General features: G+C 61.2%; 16 protein-coding genes. 3 read left to right on the forward strand and 13 right to left on the reverse strand.

All coding sequences use genetic code 11. The annotated features are described in order from the left end of the window. Nucleotides 1–75 precede the first annotated feature (75 nt). Entirely contained in the window at nt 76–558 is a 483-nt protein-coding gene (locus tag OKC42_RS06965; RefSeq protein WP_021229759.1) for a YMGG-like glycine zipper-containing protein, read from the forward strand. Nucleotides 559–654: 96 nt separating this feature from the next. Here OKC42_RS06965 and OKC42_RS06970 read toward each other — a convergent pair whose 3' ends face one another. From OKC42_RS06970 to OKC42_RS06990, 5 genes are all read right to left on the reverse strand, one after another. Further along, a complete protein-coding gene (locus OKC42_RS06970; protein ID WP_270819312.1) occupies nt 655–1,611 on the reverse strand; it encodes a D-2-hydroxyacid dehydrogenase in 957 nt (318 codons plus the stop codon). A 146-nt stretch (nt 1,612–1,757) separates the two neighbouring features. Continuing rightward, nucleotides 1,758–2,522, reverse strand: coding sequence for a DUF3530 family protein (locus OKC42_RS06975; protein WP_270819313.1), 765 nt, complete (start codon nt 2,520–2,522; stop codon nt 1,758–1,760). A gap of 134 nt (nt 2,523–2,656) precedes the next feature. Next, entirely contained in the window at nt 2,657–3,223 is a 567-nt protein-coding gene (gene efp, locus OKC42_RS06980; protein WP_005335100.1) for an elongation factor P, read from the reverse strand. A gap of 45 nt (nt 3,224–3,268) precedes the next feature. Next, the gene (gene earP, locus OKC42_RS06985) at nt 3,269–4,477 is read right to left on the reverse strand and encodes an elongation factor P maturation arginine rhamnosyltransferase EarP (protein ID WP_270819314.1); all 1,209 of its coding nucleotides are present in this window, start codon (nt 4,475–4,477) and stop codon (nt 3,269–3,271) included. Between the two features lie 96 nt (nt 4,478–4,573). After that, the gene (locus OKC42_RS06990) at nt 4,574–5,617 is read right to left on the reverse strand and encodes a GMP reductase (RefSeq protein WP_005348017.1); all 1,044 of its coding nucleotides are present in this window, start codon (nt 5,615–5,617) and stop codon (nt 4,574–4,576) included. A 381-nt stretch (nt 5,618–5,998) separates the two neighbouring features. Here OKC42_RS06990 and rloA3 point away from each other — a divergent pair, with 381 nt between their 5' ends. After that, on the forward strand, nt 5,999–6,493 hold the full coding sequence (gene rloA3 / locus OKC42_RS06995) for a retropepsin-like aspartic peptidase RloA3 (RefSeq protein ID WP_270819315.1): 495 nt from the start codon (nt 5,999–6,001) through the stop codon (nt 6,491–6,493). 38 nt (nt 6,494–6,531) lie between these two features. Here the strand turns inward: rloA3 and OKC42_RS07000 are convergent, their stop codons facing one another. The 7 genes from OKC42_RS07000 to OKC42_RS07030 all read right to left on the reverse strand — a co-directional run bounded on the left by OKC42_RS07000 (nt 6,532) and on the right by OKC42_RS07030 (nt 13,115). Then, nucleotides 6,532–7,968, reverse strand: coding sequence for an ATP-binding protein (locus tag OKC42_RS07000; RefSeq protein WP_270819316.1), 1,437 nt, complete (start codon nt 7,966–7,968; stop codon nt 6,532–6,534). Beyond that, complete coding sequence (locus OKC42_RS07005; RefSeq protein ID WP_005335091.1) at nt 7,965–8,651, reverse strand: response regulator; 687 nt, start codon at nt 8,649–8,651, stop codon at nt 7,965–7,967. Before OKC42_RS07005 ends, OKC42_RS07000 begins: the two co-directional genes overlap by 4 nt. Nucleotides 8,652–8,781: 130 nt before the next feature. Next, nucleotides 8,782–9,414 (reverse strand): tetratricopeptide repeat protein, encoded by a 633-nt coding sequence (locus OKC42_RS07010; protein ID WP_404974311.1) that lies wholly within the window; start codon nt 9,412–9,414, stop codon nt 8,782–8,784. 1 nt (nt 9,415) lies between these two features. Then, nucleotides 9,416–10,285: an SDR family oxidoreductase gene (locus OKC42_RS07015; protein ID WP_270819318.1), complete on the reverse strand. Its 870-nt coding sequence runs from the start codon at nt 10,283–10,285 to the stop codon at nt 9,416–9,418. A 42-nt stretch (nt 10,286–10,327) separates the two neighbouring features. After that, a complete protein-coding gene (locus OKC42_RS07020) occupies nt 10,328–10,981 on the reverse strand; it encodes a TenA family transcriptional regulator (protein WP_047437991.1) in 654 nt (217 codons plus the stop codon). Next, the gene (locus tag OKC42_RS07025; protein ID WP_270819319.1) at nt 10,978–12,444 is read right to left on the reverse strand and encodes an AMP-dependent synthetase/ligase; all 1,467 of its coding nucleotides are present in this window, start codon (nt 12,442–12,444) and stop codon (nt 10,978–10,980) included. The genes OKC42_RS07020 and OKC42_RS07025 overlap by 4 nt, the downstream gene beginning before the upstream one ends. After that, nucleotides 12,441–13,115, reverse strand: coding sequence for a thermostable hemolysin (locus tag OKC42_RS07030; RefSeq protein WP_270819320.1), 675 nt, complete (start codon nt 13,113–13,115; stop codon nt 12,441–12,443). The genes OKC42_RS07025 and OKC42_RS07030 overlap by 4 nt, the downstream gene beginning before the upstream one ends. A gap of 144 nt (nt 13,116–13,259) precedes the next feature. Here OKC42_RS07030 and OKC42_RS07035 point away from each other — a divergent pair, with 144 nt between their 5' ends. After that, nucleotides 13,260–13,907 (forward strand): class I SAM-dependent methyltransferase, encoded by a 648-nt coding sequence (locus tag OKC42_RS07035; protein ID WP_270819322.1) that lies wholly within the window; start codon nt 13,260–13,262, stop codon nt 13,905–13,907. Between the two features lie 41 nt (nt 13,908–13,948). Here the strand turns inward: OKC42_RS07035 and OKC42_RS07040 are convergent, their stop codons facing one another. Then, the gene (locus OKC42_RS07040) at nt 13,949–15,337 is read right to left on the reverse strand and encodes an NAD(P)/FAD-dependent oxidoreductase (protein WP_270819323.1); all 1,389 of its coding nucleotides are present in this window, start codon (nt 15,335–15,337) and stop codon (nt 13,949–13,951) included. Nucleotides 15,338–15,353 lie beyond the last annotated feature (16 nt).

Consider the following 15,353-nt stretch of genomic DNA (forward strand, 5'->3'; position numbering starts at 1 on the left):
TTTCTGCTAGCTGGCGAACCCCGTGGCGCTTTGTATAGTGCCGCTGAATATTAATCAGGTTTGACAGGAGTACCCATGGAGATGAATTCGCGTGCTCTTCGCGCACTGGCACTGCTGGGCGCCTTGCTGGCTGGCAGCACGACCGTGTACGCCTCCGAGACCCTCAATACCATTTTGGGTGGCGGCGCAGGCGGTGTAGCGGGCACCATGATCGGCAAGGAGCTGGGTGGCGATACCGGTGCGCTGGTGGGGGCGGCATTGGGCGGTGCTGCCGGTGGCGCTGCGACGGCCAACAAGGGCAACAAGAATGAAGCGGCCCTTGGCGGCGCGGTGGGGGCGCTGGGCGGTGCCGCCATCGGCAAAAGTGTCGGTGGCGATACCGGCCAGCTGATCGGCGCCGGGGTCGGCGGGGCGAGCGGTTCGGCCATCGGTGCCAAGACCGGCGATGGCCACAAGAGCCAGGATCGCTATTACGATGATGACGACGATCATCACCATCACAAGCACCACAAGAAGTACAAAAAGCATAAAAAGCACAGATGGCACGACGACGATTGATGCGTGTGCAGTGAGTGCGGAAGATGCAAAACGGGGCCTGTTGGTCCCGTTTTGCATGGTGTGGTCACTCGATTTTGCGGTGACTCGCTCGTGCGGTTACACCAACCGGTGCTGGCGGCGACCGGCTGCAAAGGCGTTGATGTTGTCGATCAGCTGATCGGCGAGACGCTGCATCGATTCTTCGCTGGCCCAGGCCACATGAGGGGTCAGAATGAAGTGGGGGTATTGCAGCGCCTTCATCAAGGGATGGTCGGGAGGCGGCGGTTCGACGCTCGCCACATCGAAACCGGCACCACCGAGGCGACCGTTGGCCAGCGCTTGCAGCAGCGCCTCCTCATCCACCAACCCACCGCGGCCGACGTTGATCAGCAGGGCGCCCGGTTTCATCAGCTCCAGCTCCCGCTCGCCAATCAGGTTGCGGGTGTAGGGGGTGAGCGGGCAGTGCAGGCTGATCACATCCGAGCTTTGCAGCAACTCGTCGAGGGGCAAGCGATCCTCGTCGTGGCTGGCGCCGACCTGGCTCTGGGCGTAGCGCACCGTCATTCCCATGCCTTTGGCCCGCTCTCCAAGCGCCTGTCCCAGAGTTCCCTTACCGATGATGCCAAGCTGCTTGCCGTGCAGATCCATGATGTTGTGGTCGAAGAAGCAGAACTGGCCGCTCTGTTGCCAGCGCCCCTCCAGCAGCGACTGGCGCCAGCAGAAGAGGTTGCGCGACAGGGCCAGCATCAGCGCCATGGCGTGCTCCGGCACCGAGGGGCCCGAGTAGTTGCGGATATTGCACACCCCGACGTTGGCGGCGCGGCACGCCTCCAGATCCACGTTGTCGCTGCCGGTGGCGGCCAGGGCGATGAGTTTGAGCTCCGGCAGCTGGGCCAGTTCGGCGGCGCCGATCCGTACCTTGTTGATGATAGCGATGCTGGCATCTTTGAGCCGTTCCACCACCTGTTCCGGGGCCGTGCAGGGATAACTCTGCCAGTGGTGGGGGAAGTCGGGATGATGCAGGGTGATGCCCGCATCCAGGGTATCGCTGTCGAGAAATACGATTTGCTGCATGGACCTTCCTGCCATTTTTCCGGTGTCTAGGGGCCATGATGCCAAAGAGGATGCGGTCAGGGCCAGATCGTCGCCGTGGCTGGGTTGGGCTTTATCCGGCAGATGTGAGCTGGCGCGCGCTTTATTGCGCCACGGTGGCGGCCGGTTTAGAGCCAGCCCAGATGGTTGAGCCAGCCCTGAATGCGGGTGGGGGTCTCCTCCAGCTCCATCAGGGCGTAGGGGCGATAGTTGAGCTTGTGGCTGCGCCGGCTCTCGCTTTTGCGGGCCTCGGCGGCCAGCAGGGGCCAGCGACCGCCATCCTCCTGATAGAGGTCTAGGGTCGGGATTGCCGCCTGAGCCACCTGTTTGGCCAGGGTCTGGTTGCTCTGCTGATTGGGGAAGAAGCCATCGAGCAGCACCAGCGCGTCGGGGGCGGGCAACTGTTCGCTGGCGATGAGGTTGGCAGTCCAGGCGGCGCCAGTACCTTGCGCCAGGATCAGCTTGAAGCCCCCCTCCTGCAGCTTGGCATCGGCCAGCTTGCTGATCCGCTCGGCAAACTGTTTGCGAAATGTATCGCTGTTTTTCGCTTTTTTCTCGGCGGCTGGGTCCAGTTCGGTCTGTTGGGGGGAGGGCAGCAGCAGCAGGGTATCAAAACCCAGTCGACCGAGGGCGCGAGTCAGTTGCCACAGCTGGCCGCTGCGCTGCCAGTCGGGCAGTAAAATGGCGAGCCCCAGATAGTTTTCACTGTCGTGTTTGGCAAACAGCACCGTCTGTTTGTCGATTTGGGTAGCATCGGGCAACCCTTTCCAGTCGCTCGCTTGCCAGTGGTCGAGGGGCATAGGTTCGGCAACGGGGGGCGCAACCTCGCTCGCCTCTGCCCCATGGCCAGCCAGCAAGGTCAATAACAGCAGTGATAAGGATAATCTGGCCATAGTGTGCTCCCCCGGTTATCTGGGTTAGCGGCGGCTGCGGGATTTTCTGAAGGCGGGCGCTGTGATGGCAACCCGGAGGCAATAAAAAAGCGAGCCGTTGGCTCGCTTTTTTGCAATCAATTCAACGTGGTCAATTAGTTGACGCGACGCTTGAATTCGCCGGTGCGGGTATCGATTTCGATCTTGTCACCGATCTCTACGAAAGCGGCAACAGCCAGCTCGTAGGTAGTGCCTTTCAGACGGGCAGGCTTGGTCACTTTACCGGAGGTGTCGCCACGGGCAGCCGGTTCGGTGTACTCAACTTCGCGCACGATGGTGGTCGGCAGTTCTACGGAGATGGCTTTCTCGTTGTAGAAAGTCACTTCACACAGATCTTCCATGCCGTCTACCAGGTAGTTCAGCACGTCACCCAGGTTGTCTTTCTCTACGTCGTACTGGTTGTACTCGGTGTCCATAAAGACATACAGGGGATCGGAGAAGTAGGAGTAGGTGCACTCTTTACGTTCCAGCTGAACAACGTCCAGCTTGTCGTCGGCCTTGAAGACGGTCTCGGTAGCGCTGCCGTTCAGCAGGCCCTTCAGCTTCATTTTGACCACGGCGGAGTTACGGCCGGATTTGTTGAATTCAGCCTTCTGAACCACCATCGGCTCGGTGCCGATCATGACTACGTTACCAGCGCGGATTTCCTGTGCGGTTTTCATGTAAAAAATTCCTGTTCGTGAAACGGACGGATAAAAACTGCCAGATTATATACGGCTTTCTAAAAATTTCACCAACCGTGTGACGAGATCCCCATCCCGGAGCAACTTCTGTGACCAGCTTCGCCCATGTTGCTGCCAAATGGCGCTATATCGGGGCCATTGGGCCCAAAGTTCGCCGCAATCTTCACCACGGTTGAGGGCAAGATTGAACCGGCGCAGCCATTGAGCGCAATCGACAGGCAGATCAGCAAGATAGTGGTCGAGGAACTGCTCCAGCTTGACCAGATGGGCCTCCTCCTCCTGTTGGTAGATATGCCAGAGGAAAGGGCGAGCGGCCCACTGGGCCCGCACGAAGGAGTCCTCCCCACGCACCAGATTGAGATCGCAGCTCCACAGCAGTCGATCGTAACCGGCCTGATCGGTCATCGGCAGCAGCTTGATGGTGAGGTTGCCCGCGTGGAGCAGATCCCCCGCTTGGGCGGTGGTGATGGCATCTGCCAGACCGGCACCGGTGAGCACATCGTTGAGAGAGCGCCCCAGCGGCAGCAGCAGGGTGACGGGCGTGGCGCTCTGGCACCAGCTCTCGACCAGACTCTTCAGCGCATCGCTCTCGTAGGTAAAGAGGCTGACCCGCAGCTCGTGCTCTTGCTTGGGCGGCAAACCGAGGCTGGCCCAGTAGGCGGTAAGTCCCGCTTCATCTTGTTGCCACTGCTCCCGTTCGGTGATGAGGTTGTGTTCGCACAGGAGACCGCCGGTTTTAGCGGTAAAGCCCGGGAAGAAGAAGTATTTATTGAGGCTTTTATTGCCAACCCGCTGGGGCGAGGCGAGGCCGTGGCAATCCTCTACCCAGCTCTCTGCCGAGAGGTACTCCAGATTGATCCAGCATGGGGGGCTGGGTTGGCTCGCCATCAGTTCGGCCATTCGTTCAACGAAGGGGGCGGGCAGTTCGCAGGCAAAGGCCTCGATCACCACCTTGGCCGGGGTCATGTCGGTCGGCAGGGTCTCATGCCAGTGCTGGATATAGATCCCATCGACCCACTGGCCATCCTGCGCCGGGTCGAGCCCCGGACAGATGCGGGCAAAGCTTGCCAGATCGTCCACCCAGAGCCGCACCTGAACCTCATTACTAGGTGCCGCAATATTCCCCTCCCGTTTTAGCTGGCGGGCGAGTCGCCAGGTGACGCCGATGTCACCGAAGTTGTCGACGACGCAGCAGAAGATGTCCCAGTCAAACGGGGGTAGGGGAGTTGTCATTGCTCGGGGTTCCAGATGCAAAAAAACCGGTGCGCAGGGTAGCACACCGGTTGACTGGCTTCTAACCGTCAGCGTGTGACGGCGGTCTGTGGCAGGTTACTCCTTGCCGTAGACGTTGTTCTCTTGCTCGCGAACCCGAATAAAGGTGGTGCGTTTGGTCAGCTCTTTCAGCTGGCTGGCACCCACGTAGGTACAGGTGGAGCGCACGCCGCCCAGAATGTCGCGCACCGCGTTTTCGACCGGGCCGCGGTAGGGCAGCAGTACGGTTTTACCCTCGGAGGCACGGTACTCGGCGACGCCGCCAGCGTGCTTGTCCATGGCGCTGGAGGAGCTCATGCCGTAGAACTTCATGAAAGGCTCACCGTCTACATCGACGATCTCGCCACCGCACTCCTCGTGGGCTGCCAGCATGCCGCCCAGCATCACGAAGTCGGCGCCGCCGCCGAAGGCTTTGGCGACGTCGCCCGGGCAGGTGCAGCCGCCGTCACCGACGATCTGGCCGCCGAGGCCGTGGGCTGCATCGGCACACTCGATGATGGCAGAGAGCTGCGGGTAGCCGACGCCGGTCTTGACGCGAGTGGTGCAGACCGAGCCCGGGCCGATGCCGACCTTGACGATGTCGGCGCCGGAGAGGATCAGCTCTTCGACCATCTCGCCGGTCACCACGTTGCCCGCCAGAATGACGTGGTTGGGGCAGGCTTCACGAATTTTGCGCACGAACTCGACGAAGTGTTCGGAGTAGCCGTTGGCCACATCGACACAGATGAAGCGCAGCGCTTCGGACATGGCGAGGATTTGGCGGGTCTTGGCGAAATCTTCAGCCGAGGTGCCGGTGGAGACCATCACATGGCCCAGCAGCGCCGGATCGGTCTCGTTGACGAAAGCTTGCCACTGCTCAAGGCTGTAGTGCTTGTGTACCGCGGTCATCATCTCGAAACCGGCCAGCGTGCGCGCCATGGCGAAGCTGCCGACGGTATCCATGTTGGCGGCGATGACGGGTACGCCTTGCCATTGGGTCTGAGTGTGTTTGAAGGTGAACTGACGGGTCAGGCTTACTTGGGAACGGCTCTTGAGAGTAGAGCGCTTGGGGCGGAACAGGACATCCTTGAAACCGAGCTTCAAGTCTTCTTCGATACGCATTACAAATTCCTTATTGAGCCTTGTTGAAAGTCACTTTTGCAGTGGCAAATTTTCGGCAGGCGCAAAAAAACCGGTGGTTTTCAGGCCCTCCGGTTTACAACAGTGTAGGCAAAAATCCCTTCAGAACAAGACTGATAATTTGTAAATCCTTGTGGTAGCCTTTGGCGTCACAACCTGAGGTTAACCACCAGTTTCATCCAGCACCGTTCGGTGCCTTGCTCTCCTTCGATATTCCCGCCCGCTTGGGCCGCCGTTCGGCCACTCTTTGTCGTCTCTCTCCTGACCCGCCAGATATTATCCAAGTAGCTGAAATAAATCGGATTGACCCACAATGGGACTGTGGTAGATCTGGGCGCAGGATTGACAAGGCAGGATAGTAAAATGGGCAAGATGATGGTGGGGATCACCCTGATGCTGGCACTGTGTGGCAGTGCGCTGGCAGAGACCCCGACCAGCTATGGCTGGATCGAGAAGGGACTTATTTTGCCCACCGGCGTGGCGGTGAAGATGAAACTCGACACCGGGGCGCTCACCTCTTCCCTCGATGCACGCTCCATAACCAGATTCAAACGGGATGGCAAGCCCTGGGTGCGCTTCATGCTGGTGGTGACCGATGCCGACAGCGGCAAGCTGGTCAAGCAGCAGTTCGAGCGGCGGGTCGAGCGCAGCGTGACGGTGCGCGGGGCGGGCGGCATGGAGCAGCGGCCAACGGTGACCATGTCCATCTGTCTGGGGAACAAGGTGTATGAGGAGTGGTTCACCCTGCGGGATCGCAGCAAGATGATCTATCCGGTGCTGCTTGGCCGCCGCCTGCTGGCGGAGCTAGGCCCAGTGGACTCCAGTCGAACCTTTACCGTGCAGCCAGATTGTCATTGAAAGTAAAGAGCCCGCATCGCGGGCTCTTTACTTATCGCTTATCTTGCCGGCGGCAGCGGGAGTAACACGCTCACCTCCAGCCCCCCTTCCGGCCGGTTGTGGACATCGAGGTCGGCGCCGTGCAGTTGGGCGATGCGCGAAACAATGGCCATGCCGAGCCCCACGCCATCCCCCTGCTGGGGATTGACCCGAAAGAAGCGTTCATACAGCCGGGGCAAGGCACTGGCGGGAATGCCGGGGCCGTTGTCGCTCACATCCACCCTCACCCGGTTGCCCTCTCGCAGTACCCGCACCCTGATCTCGCCCTCTGGCTGGGTGTAGCGCAGCGCATTGTCGATGAGATTACTGAACAGCAGGTCGAGCAGGGTGGCCTGCCCCATCACCAGCTGCGGCAATTCACACTCCAGCGACAGCTGCTGATCCTTCTTGAGCGCGATGGGTGCCAGGGTCGCGAGGGTGCCTTGCAGCAGGTGGCCTATCTCCAGCTCGGTCAATACCAGTCCCTGCTGGTTGTCGATACGGGCCTGGGTCAGCAGTTGGCGGATCAGCCGATCGCTGCGGTCTAGGGCCTGCAACATCTTGTGCAAGGAGTGTTGGCGACTGGCGTCATCAATGGCCGCAAGGGCATTTTCACTATGAATGCGCAGCACTGCCAACGGGGTGCGCAGCTCGTGGGCCGCCTCGTTGGTGAACTGTTTCTCCCGCTCTATGGTCTCCGCCAGCGCCAGCATCAGCCGGTTGATCTCGTTGGTGAGGGGGGTCAGCTCCTGAGCGCTTATCTTGAGGCTGAGGGGGCTCAGGTTGGCGGGGTGACGCTCGCTGATGGCCTGGGCCAGCTGGCGCAGGGGGGCCAGCCCGCGGGTGATGAGCCACCAGAGCAGGGCCAGCAGGAAGGGCAGGGTGATCAGCAGCGGCAGCATGGTGAGGGTGGCCATCTTGCTGGCCAGTTCGCTGCGCTCGTCGTCCCGCTCGGCTACCACCAGCCAGGTCTGCTCCTGCTGGTTGTAGAGGGTGAAGGTGCGCCACTGGTGATTATCTTTTTCGACCGTGTCGAAGCCGATGGCCAGGGTGACCAGCGGCTGATCCGGGGCGCTGGGGGCGCGCAGCAGCAAGCCGCCCTTTTCATCGAGCAGCTGGAAGTAGAGATTGCGTTCGAACTCGTGGCCGTAGGGGGTGATCTCCCGATCTTCGCCGGTCAGGTTGAGGCTGGGGTCTTTTTGCCACTCATCGGGGTTCTGCGCCTCCCACTCCTGATAGACGGTGCCGTTGGCGGGCAGCTGCCCCTGCTGGGCCATATAGCGAGCCAGCAGCTGGTTGGTGATGCGGGCCGACTGGGCGAGGCGGGCATCAAACAGCTCCTCCATCTCGTGGCTCGCCTCCATGTAGCCGATAAAGGCGCTGATGGTGAGACTCAGGCTCACCAGCGTCAGGATACCGGTGAGCAGAAAGCGGCGAATGGAGCGGGGACGTTTCATCGTGCGGGTGTCCGGCTTGGCTGTTCGAGCTGGGGAATGATGTAGCCGACCCCGCGAATATTGCGGATGAGGTCGCTGTAGAACTTCTTGCGCAGATGGTGGATATGCACCTCTACCGCGTTGCTCTCGGCCCCTTCATCCCAGCCGTAGAGGCTCTGTTGCAGCTGATCCTTGCTCAGCACCCGGCCGCTCTGGCTGATCAGCTCCTGCAGCAACTTGTATTCGTGGGGGGTGAGTTTGACCGCCTCCCCCTGATAGGTGACCTGCTGGGATTCGGGATAGATAAGAATATCGCCATACTCCAGTACAGCCTGAGCCTGCCCCTTGCTGCGGCGAACCAGGGCGCGCAGGCGGGCGTTGAGCTCCTGCAGGGCGAAGGGCTTGACCATGTAGTCGTCGGAGCCGGCATCGAGGCCGACCACCCGATCGTCCAGCGCATCGCGGGCGGTGAGGATCAGCACCGGCAGCTGGTGTCCTTCACGCCGCAACTTGCGCAGCAGACTGAGGCCATCGATGTCGGGCAGATTGAGATCGAGGATCAGGGCGGCGAATTCGTCGCTCTTGAGGGCTGCCAGAGCGGGCAACCCCTGTTGCAGCCAGTCCACCGTGTAGCCGCTATGGCGCAGTGCATCCTGCATACCATCCCCCAGCATCACATCATCTTCCACCAGCAGGATCCGCATTCTTTTCTCCCTGTTTGTTGGGTGTGGCGATCTGGCTCAGCGCCAGGGCGTGCCGTGGCATAAACAACCCTGCCCACCAGTATGCAAGCTGGTGGGCAGAGTTTAAATAGTTCTTTGATCCATCAGGGTTTTATAGCTTGGCCAGCCGATCGCGGATCTCCATTCTGCGCCCTTCATCGGCCACTTCGCGACCCGGGCGGGCCGGGGCGGCCAGCGCCTTGTCGAGGTAGGTTTTTGCCTCGGCCTTGCGACCCTGATCCAGCAGGAAGTCGCCATAGAAGAAGTTGGGATCGATGCCATCAGGATTGATGGCCAGCGCTTGCTTGAGCAGTTGTTCTGCCTTTTCGTCATCGCCAAAGCCGACCGGCCAGCCGGGCACCTGATAGTAGAGGGAGCCCAGGCTGGTATAGGCGGAGCCGTCCAGCGCCTTGGGATCCTGTTTTAGCGCAAGCTCCAGCTTGGCCTTGGCCTCTTTCACCAGACCCAGTGCCCCCAGCCCCCCTTTGGCCCCCGCCCAGGTGCTCTTGACGATGGCCGACCAGATCAGCAGATCGGCGCGAAAAGGCTCCTTGGCGCTGGCCGCTTCGGCCTGGGTGCTCAGGGTTTCAAGGCAGCTCTCTTTCGCCTTGCCGCTCTGTTGATACTGGCAGACGGCCCACTGTTGTTGGATGGGGATGAGGGCATCACCCGCGGCCATGACCGAGGTGGACCCCAGCAGGATGGCGATGGCACAAGAGGTCACTGATTGACGGAAAAAGTTCATATTAATGCTCCTTCTTGGTCGGGATCGGGCGGGACAAGTCTGGTTGTGGCGCACTGTTGGCGCCGGTATCAGTCGTCCCTGGCTGAAGATGACGGGCATAACGTTTGATGATCGGCAGCTGTCTGGCCAGCGCCTTGTCGACGATGCCGGGCAGCAGGGCATTGAGCCGCACGAAGAGTTTTTCCGGCCAGCCGAGCCAGCTGCGACGGGTTTCGTTGCACAGGGCGATGACCGCCTCTTCGGCGACTTGCTGCGGGCTGTCGGTCTGGGTGCCGAGCGCTGCATTCATCTCGTAAGCCGCTTCGGAATTGAGTTTGGTGCGGGTGGCGCGGGGGGCAAAGTGCAGCACCTTGATGCCGCTCCCCTCCAGCTCCCGTCCCAGCGCTTCGCTAAAGCCCCGCAGGGCAAATTTGCTGGCGCAGTAGACGCTGTAACCGGGGTAGCCGATGCTGCCCAGGCTCGACCCCATGTTCATGATGATCCCCGGCTTGCGCATGGTTGGCAGCAGGGCACGGGTGAGCTGGATGGGCGCCTCGATATTGAGCAGCAGTTGGCGCTCCACCTGCTCGAAGCTCTGATCTTCCAGCCAGGCAAACTGGTTGCAACCAGCGTTGTTGATTAGGATGTCGATCCCGTCCTCCAGCGCCGGGTGTTGCAACAGCTTGGCCCGCTCCTGCGCAGAGCCGAGGTCGGCGAGCACCACCTGATGGCGCTCGGGATGAGGCAGTGACTTGCACAGCCGCTCCAGTGCCGGGCCGCGACGACCGTGCAGCAGCAGGTGTGCCCCCTGGGCCGCCAGCTCCTGCGCCAGCTCTTCACCTATGCCACCGCTGGCGCCGGTGAGCAGCACGAGTTTCCCTTCAAGGTTCATGGTATGGATTCCCTTTTTGCTGTCTGCTGATCCGCTGCCGACTTACGGTGTGGCGGTGAGGTTGTAGAGCATCTCGCCATAGAGGCGGTAGACCACCTTGGCCCCGTGGATGATGGCGGCCTGATCCGCCGGACTCTCGACCCGATCCATCAGGGATTCAAAGAACTTGAGGTGTTCCTGATCCAGGGCGCCATGGGAGCTCAGGTAACTCATCGCCTGGGGTGGCAGGCCGAGGCCCTTTTTCAGCTGGTCGGCGACGGTGAGGGCGATGGCCACACTGGTGCCTTCCAGTACCTGCACCATGCCGAAGAAGCCCATGGGGTTGCCGCGCTGGATCTGGTCATAGAGGAAGGCGACCATCAGCTCGATGGGCAGCCCGGGCTGGCCGTGGCGCACCGTCTCGGCATCACCGCCACAGGCGCGGATATCGTTGAGGATCCACTCCTGATGGCCATACTCCTCGTCGATGTACTCGGCAATGGCGCCACGCACCCACTCGTACTCCTGACCCAGCTTGCCGCCGGTGGCCATCAGGAGCGGAACTGTGTGGCGCACGTGGTAGTAAGCCTGCGCCAGAAAGGCGAGATAGGTGTCACGGCTGATATCACCACGGCGGCAGGCTTCGATGATGGGGGCGTTGAACAGATGCTCACGCTCCTGGGCTGTGGCTTGTTGCAGAGTCTGATAGAAGCTCATGACGATTCTCCTGTAAGGCATTGGCTGATTTGCCGGGAAAAGTGTTGGTAAATCTCGTTGCGACGGGGGCGCCCGTTGGCGGTCAGCAGCCCGGGGTGTTGATCCAGCGCCACCGGCAACCAGTGGTGCAGGCGGGCATAATCGGGCAGCCTTTGGTTCAGACCGGCGATCTGGCGGGGCAGATCCGCCTCTTTCCCCGGCAGGGGCTGGATCAGCGCCACGTTGGCGGGCTGACCGTCGCCAAACACCACGATGCGGGCGATGGCGGGGCAGAGCTGGGCCTCAGCCTCCACCCACTCGGGGGAGAAGTTGCGGCCAAAGGCGGTGATCTGGACATTCTTCTTGCGCCCGGTGATATGGAGGTAGCCCTCATCATCGAGATGACCCAGATCGCCTGTGGCGATCTGTTCGGGAGTCGGTTCGCTGCTGCCGAGATAGCCCAGCATGGCGCTGCCGCTCACCATAATTTCGCCGTCGCTGGCGATGGTGACCTGACAGTGGGGCAGGGGATGGCCGACGCTGCCGGGCTTGTCAGCATCCGGGCTGTTCAGCGCCACCACGGAGCCACACTCCGAGAGGCCATACCCTTCGTATACCGGCAGGCCGAGCTGACGGGCATGTTTGATCAGGTCGGGGGCCACCTTGCCGCCACCTACGGCAATAAAGCGCAAGCTCTTGAGCTGCTGGGCCAGCGTTGGGGTGCTGGTGCAGAGCGCTAGCAGCAGGCGCAGCAGTTCGGGCACCAGCACCAGACTGTGGGTCGGCCAGCGCAGCAGCGCCTCCCCCAGCATGGCTGGATTGAGCGAACTGGATCCGGTGAAACCGAGCTCACCGAGGGACGGAATGCGGCTGCAGGCGCCGGTCAGCAGCGGCACATAAAGGCCGGTGATGTTCTCAAGCAGGGTCGCCAGCGGCAGCAGGGTCAGGTGTTTTTCCACCTTGGCTGACGCGACTCGCTCGGCCAGCGCATGGCTCACCGCCATCATCTGGGTCAGTGACAGGCAGACGCCCTTGGGCTGGCCCGTGGTACCGGAGGTGTAGGTGATCTTGGCGGTGCCCTTGGGCAGCGCTGGTCGATTGGCCGGGATATGGCGCCACAGCGGCAGCTCGCCGGTGATCAGCGAGAGCGGTTCGGCGGCATGCCACCCCTGATGATGTGGGCCCACCAGCGCATCGGCACCGCTGCTCTCCAGCAACCAGGCCTGCTGGGCCTGACTGAAGAAGTGGGGCACCGGAATGACCACGATACCGGCTCGGGTGCAGGCGAGATCCAGCAGCGCCCAGGGCAGGCCGTTGTCCAGTTGCAGCGCCAGACGGCTGATGTCGAGCTGTTGCAGCTGGCTGGCCAGACGCTGGATCTGTTGCCACAGGGTCTGGTAATCGAGACGCTGCTGGCTGCTCAGCAGCGCAGGGGATTGCGGAGCCTCGTGGGCATGTTTGGCGATGGCGTCGAACAGGCTCATTGGGCGCACCTTTTTTGATGGGTCTGGTTATCACTGCTCTCGCCAGTATCGTCAAACAGGGTCGGCATGGGGGCCAGCAGATTGAGCAGCAGGCTGCTCTGGGCCAGCACCTCGCGCCCCTGATTGATGTCGCCCACCATCACCTTTGGTTGGCAACGGTAGTACTCACCCCAGGCGTCGGCGTCGGCCCCCACCTGATGAGCCTGTGCAGGCGCCAGCTCCACCGGGTTGAGTTGCAGGCGGGCAAAGCTGTTGCGCAGCTTGGCGGTGCCGGTAAAGACCACGTAGTCGAGGGCGTTTTCACACAGCAGGCGACACAGGGCCGCGAACATCAGGCGGGCATTGCCCGGTTCGCTGCAGGCCAGATTGCCCACTTCGATAATGCGGTTGCGTACCGGATAGACCCCGAGGCGGGTATTGATGGCGGCCTCGATGGGGTGCTCCAGATACTGTTCCAGATAGAGAGGCCCCTCACTGGCATGATTGAGACCACAGGCACCGACCAGCGTCCCATCCGCCCGATAGAGCCCCAGCAGACAGGGGAGAAAATGGGGGATGCGGGCGTTGAATTCGAGGGTGTAGGCGGCCTGGATATAGGTTTGCAGCGCCATGACCTGCTGCGGGGACGTGGCTAGCAGCAATCGGTAGGGGGCCTGGATCTCGATGGTCATGGGTGACTCCTTCTCTTGCGATGGTTTGAGAGTAAAAGGGCAAACTTAAGAAACCCTTAAGGAGCAAAAAAAGTTGTCAGCGAGGCAGCGGGCAGGCAATCTGCGCCGCTGTTATCCAACAGGAAGCCCCCAAGAGGAACCGCTATGTCATCCACCGTCAGCTGTCCCCTGTGTGCCAGCCATCGCAGTTATCCTCTGCCGGTGGCGGGCAAGCGCTATCATCGCTGCCTCGCGTGCGAGCTGGTCTGGCTGGATGAGGCGGATCATCTGGATGAGGCGGCGGAGAAGGCGGTCTATGACGGTCACGACAACCAGGTTGATGATCCCCGTTATCGCACCTTTCTGATGCGGGCATTTGGCGAGGTACTGAGTCGGGTGCCAACCCCAGCCAGTGGCCTCGATTTTGGCTGCGGTCCTGGCCCAGCGCTGGTGGCGATGGGGCGTGAGGCGGGTTACCAGATGGCGGGGTATGACAAGTTCTACGCCGATTTTCCCGAGTTGCTGACGCGTCAGTATGACTTCATCACCAGTACCGAGGTGATCGAGCATATCGCCGAGCCGCGCACGGTGCTGGCGCAGTTGTGGGATTGCCTCAAGCCCGGTGGCCTGCTGGTGCTGCAGACCCAGCGAGTGCTCGGTGACGAGCGGTTCAAAAACTGGCGCTATCGCCACGACCCGACCCACATCGTCTTCTTTGCCGAGGCATCGTTTCAGGTGTTGGCCGCCCGCTGGCAGGCCGAACTCAGTTTCCCCCACGCCGATGTGGCGGTATTGCACAAAGGCACGCCCTGAGGCGTGCCTTCGTCTGTTACTCGTCGGATTCTTGCCCGGCGCTACTCCTTGTAGCCCTTGTCCTGCCACTGGTAGTACATCAGGGCAGATTTGACGCCGATTGACTTGAACGGCTCTGGTGGCAGCCACATCGGCAGACTCTGCTCGGCGTGGTTGAACCAGGGATGCTCCTTGCCTTGATAGAGGCTGGCCACGATGTCGCCAAACAGGAAGGAGAGGTTGATGCCGTGGCCGTTGTAGCCGAGGGCGTAGTAGATGTTCTTGTGCTCCCCCATTACCCCCACCGCTTCAGTGCTGTCGCCAGTCATGCCGAGCACCCCGTCCCACACCTGCTCAAATTTGATCCCCTTGAGGGCCGGATAGAGGGTCACCAGCTCGGTCATCATCATCTCGCTGACCCGGTTAAGATCGCCCTTGTAGTTGAGGCCGTCGTTGAAGACGTACTCGGCATTGCCGCCACCGATGACGATGCGGTTATCCGGGGTCAATACCAGATGGAACAGGATGTTGCGGGTGTCGTAGTAGGGCACCCGACTCTGCCACTGGATGGCGGCCAGCTGCTTTTTGGTGAGCTGCTCGGTGATGGCGCTCTGGGCGTGTACCGGAAAGACCCGCCCGCTGAAGTAGCCAAGTTTTGAGGTATAGCCGTTGGTCGCCAGCACTATGCTGTCGGCGGTCACCTTGTACTTGTCGGCTACATTGAGCACGATCTGCTTGCCCTCCTTGATCCCCATTACCGGGCTCTGCTCGTAGATGGTAACGCCCGCTCGTTCCACCGCCTTGCGCAGGGCATTGACCAGTTTCATGGCGTGTACCTGACCGCCATTGGGGTCGTAGACCGCCCCCACATAGCGATCGGTGCCGAGTTTTGCCTCTGTGGTATCGGCGTTCCAGTACTGCAGCGGGATGCCGAGGCGATTGGCGGTTTTCACATAGTCGCGGTACTCGGCGATATCCTCCTCATCGAGGATCGCCTCCACATAGCCATCGAGCTTGAGGTCGGCCTCGACGCCGGTTGAGGCGACCAGCGCCTGCAGCTTGCGCATGCTGGCGACGGTGAGATCGTAGTGGCGCTTGCTCGCTTCCCCCTCTTCGTAGAGGTCCATCACCTCGGAGCCCGGCAATACCATGCCGCCGTTGCGGCCCGAGGCACCGCTGCCCACCTGTTTGGCCTCGAAGATAGCGATCTTGAGCGACGGATTGGCCTTGGCCAGATGCCATGCACTGGAGAGGCCGCTGTAGCCGCCACCTATGATGGCGATATCCACCGTCATGTCTTGCGCCAGCGGGGCGCTCTCCTCTGCCGGTTTCTCCTTGAACCAGTAGCTGGTGTTGGGCTCAAAGTCGCTCATCTTGGGGCCGCAGGCGGCGAGGAAAAAACAGCTGATGCACATGGTCAACGCTCGTTGGTAAAGGGTGGTCGGATTCATCTTCTACTCCGGTTAC

The organism is Aeromonas sp. Y311-2 (assembly GCF_027706025.1).
Lineage (GTDB): Bacteria > Pseudomonadota > Gammaproteobacteria > Enterobacterales > Aeromonadaceae > Aeromonas > Aeromonas veronii.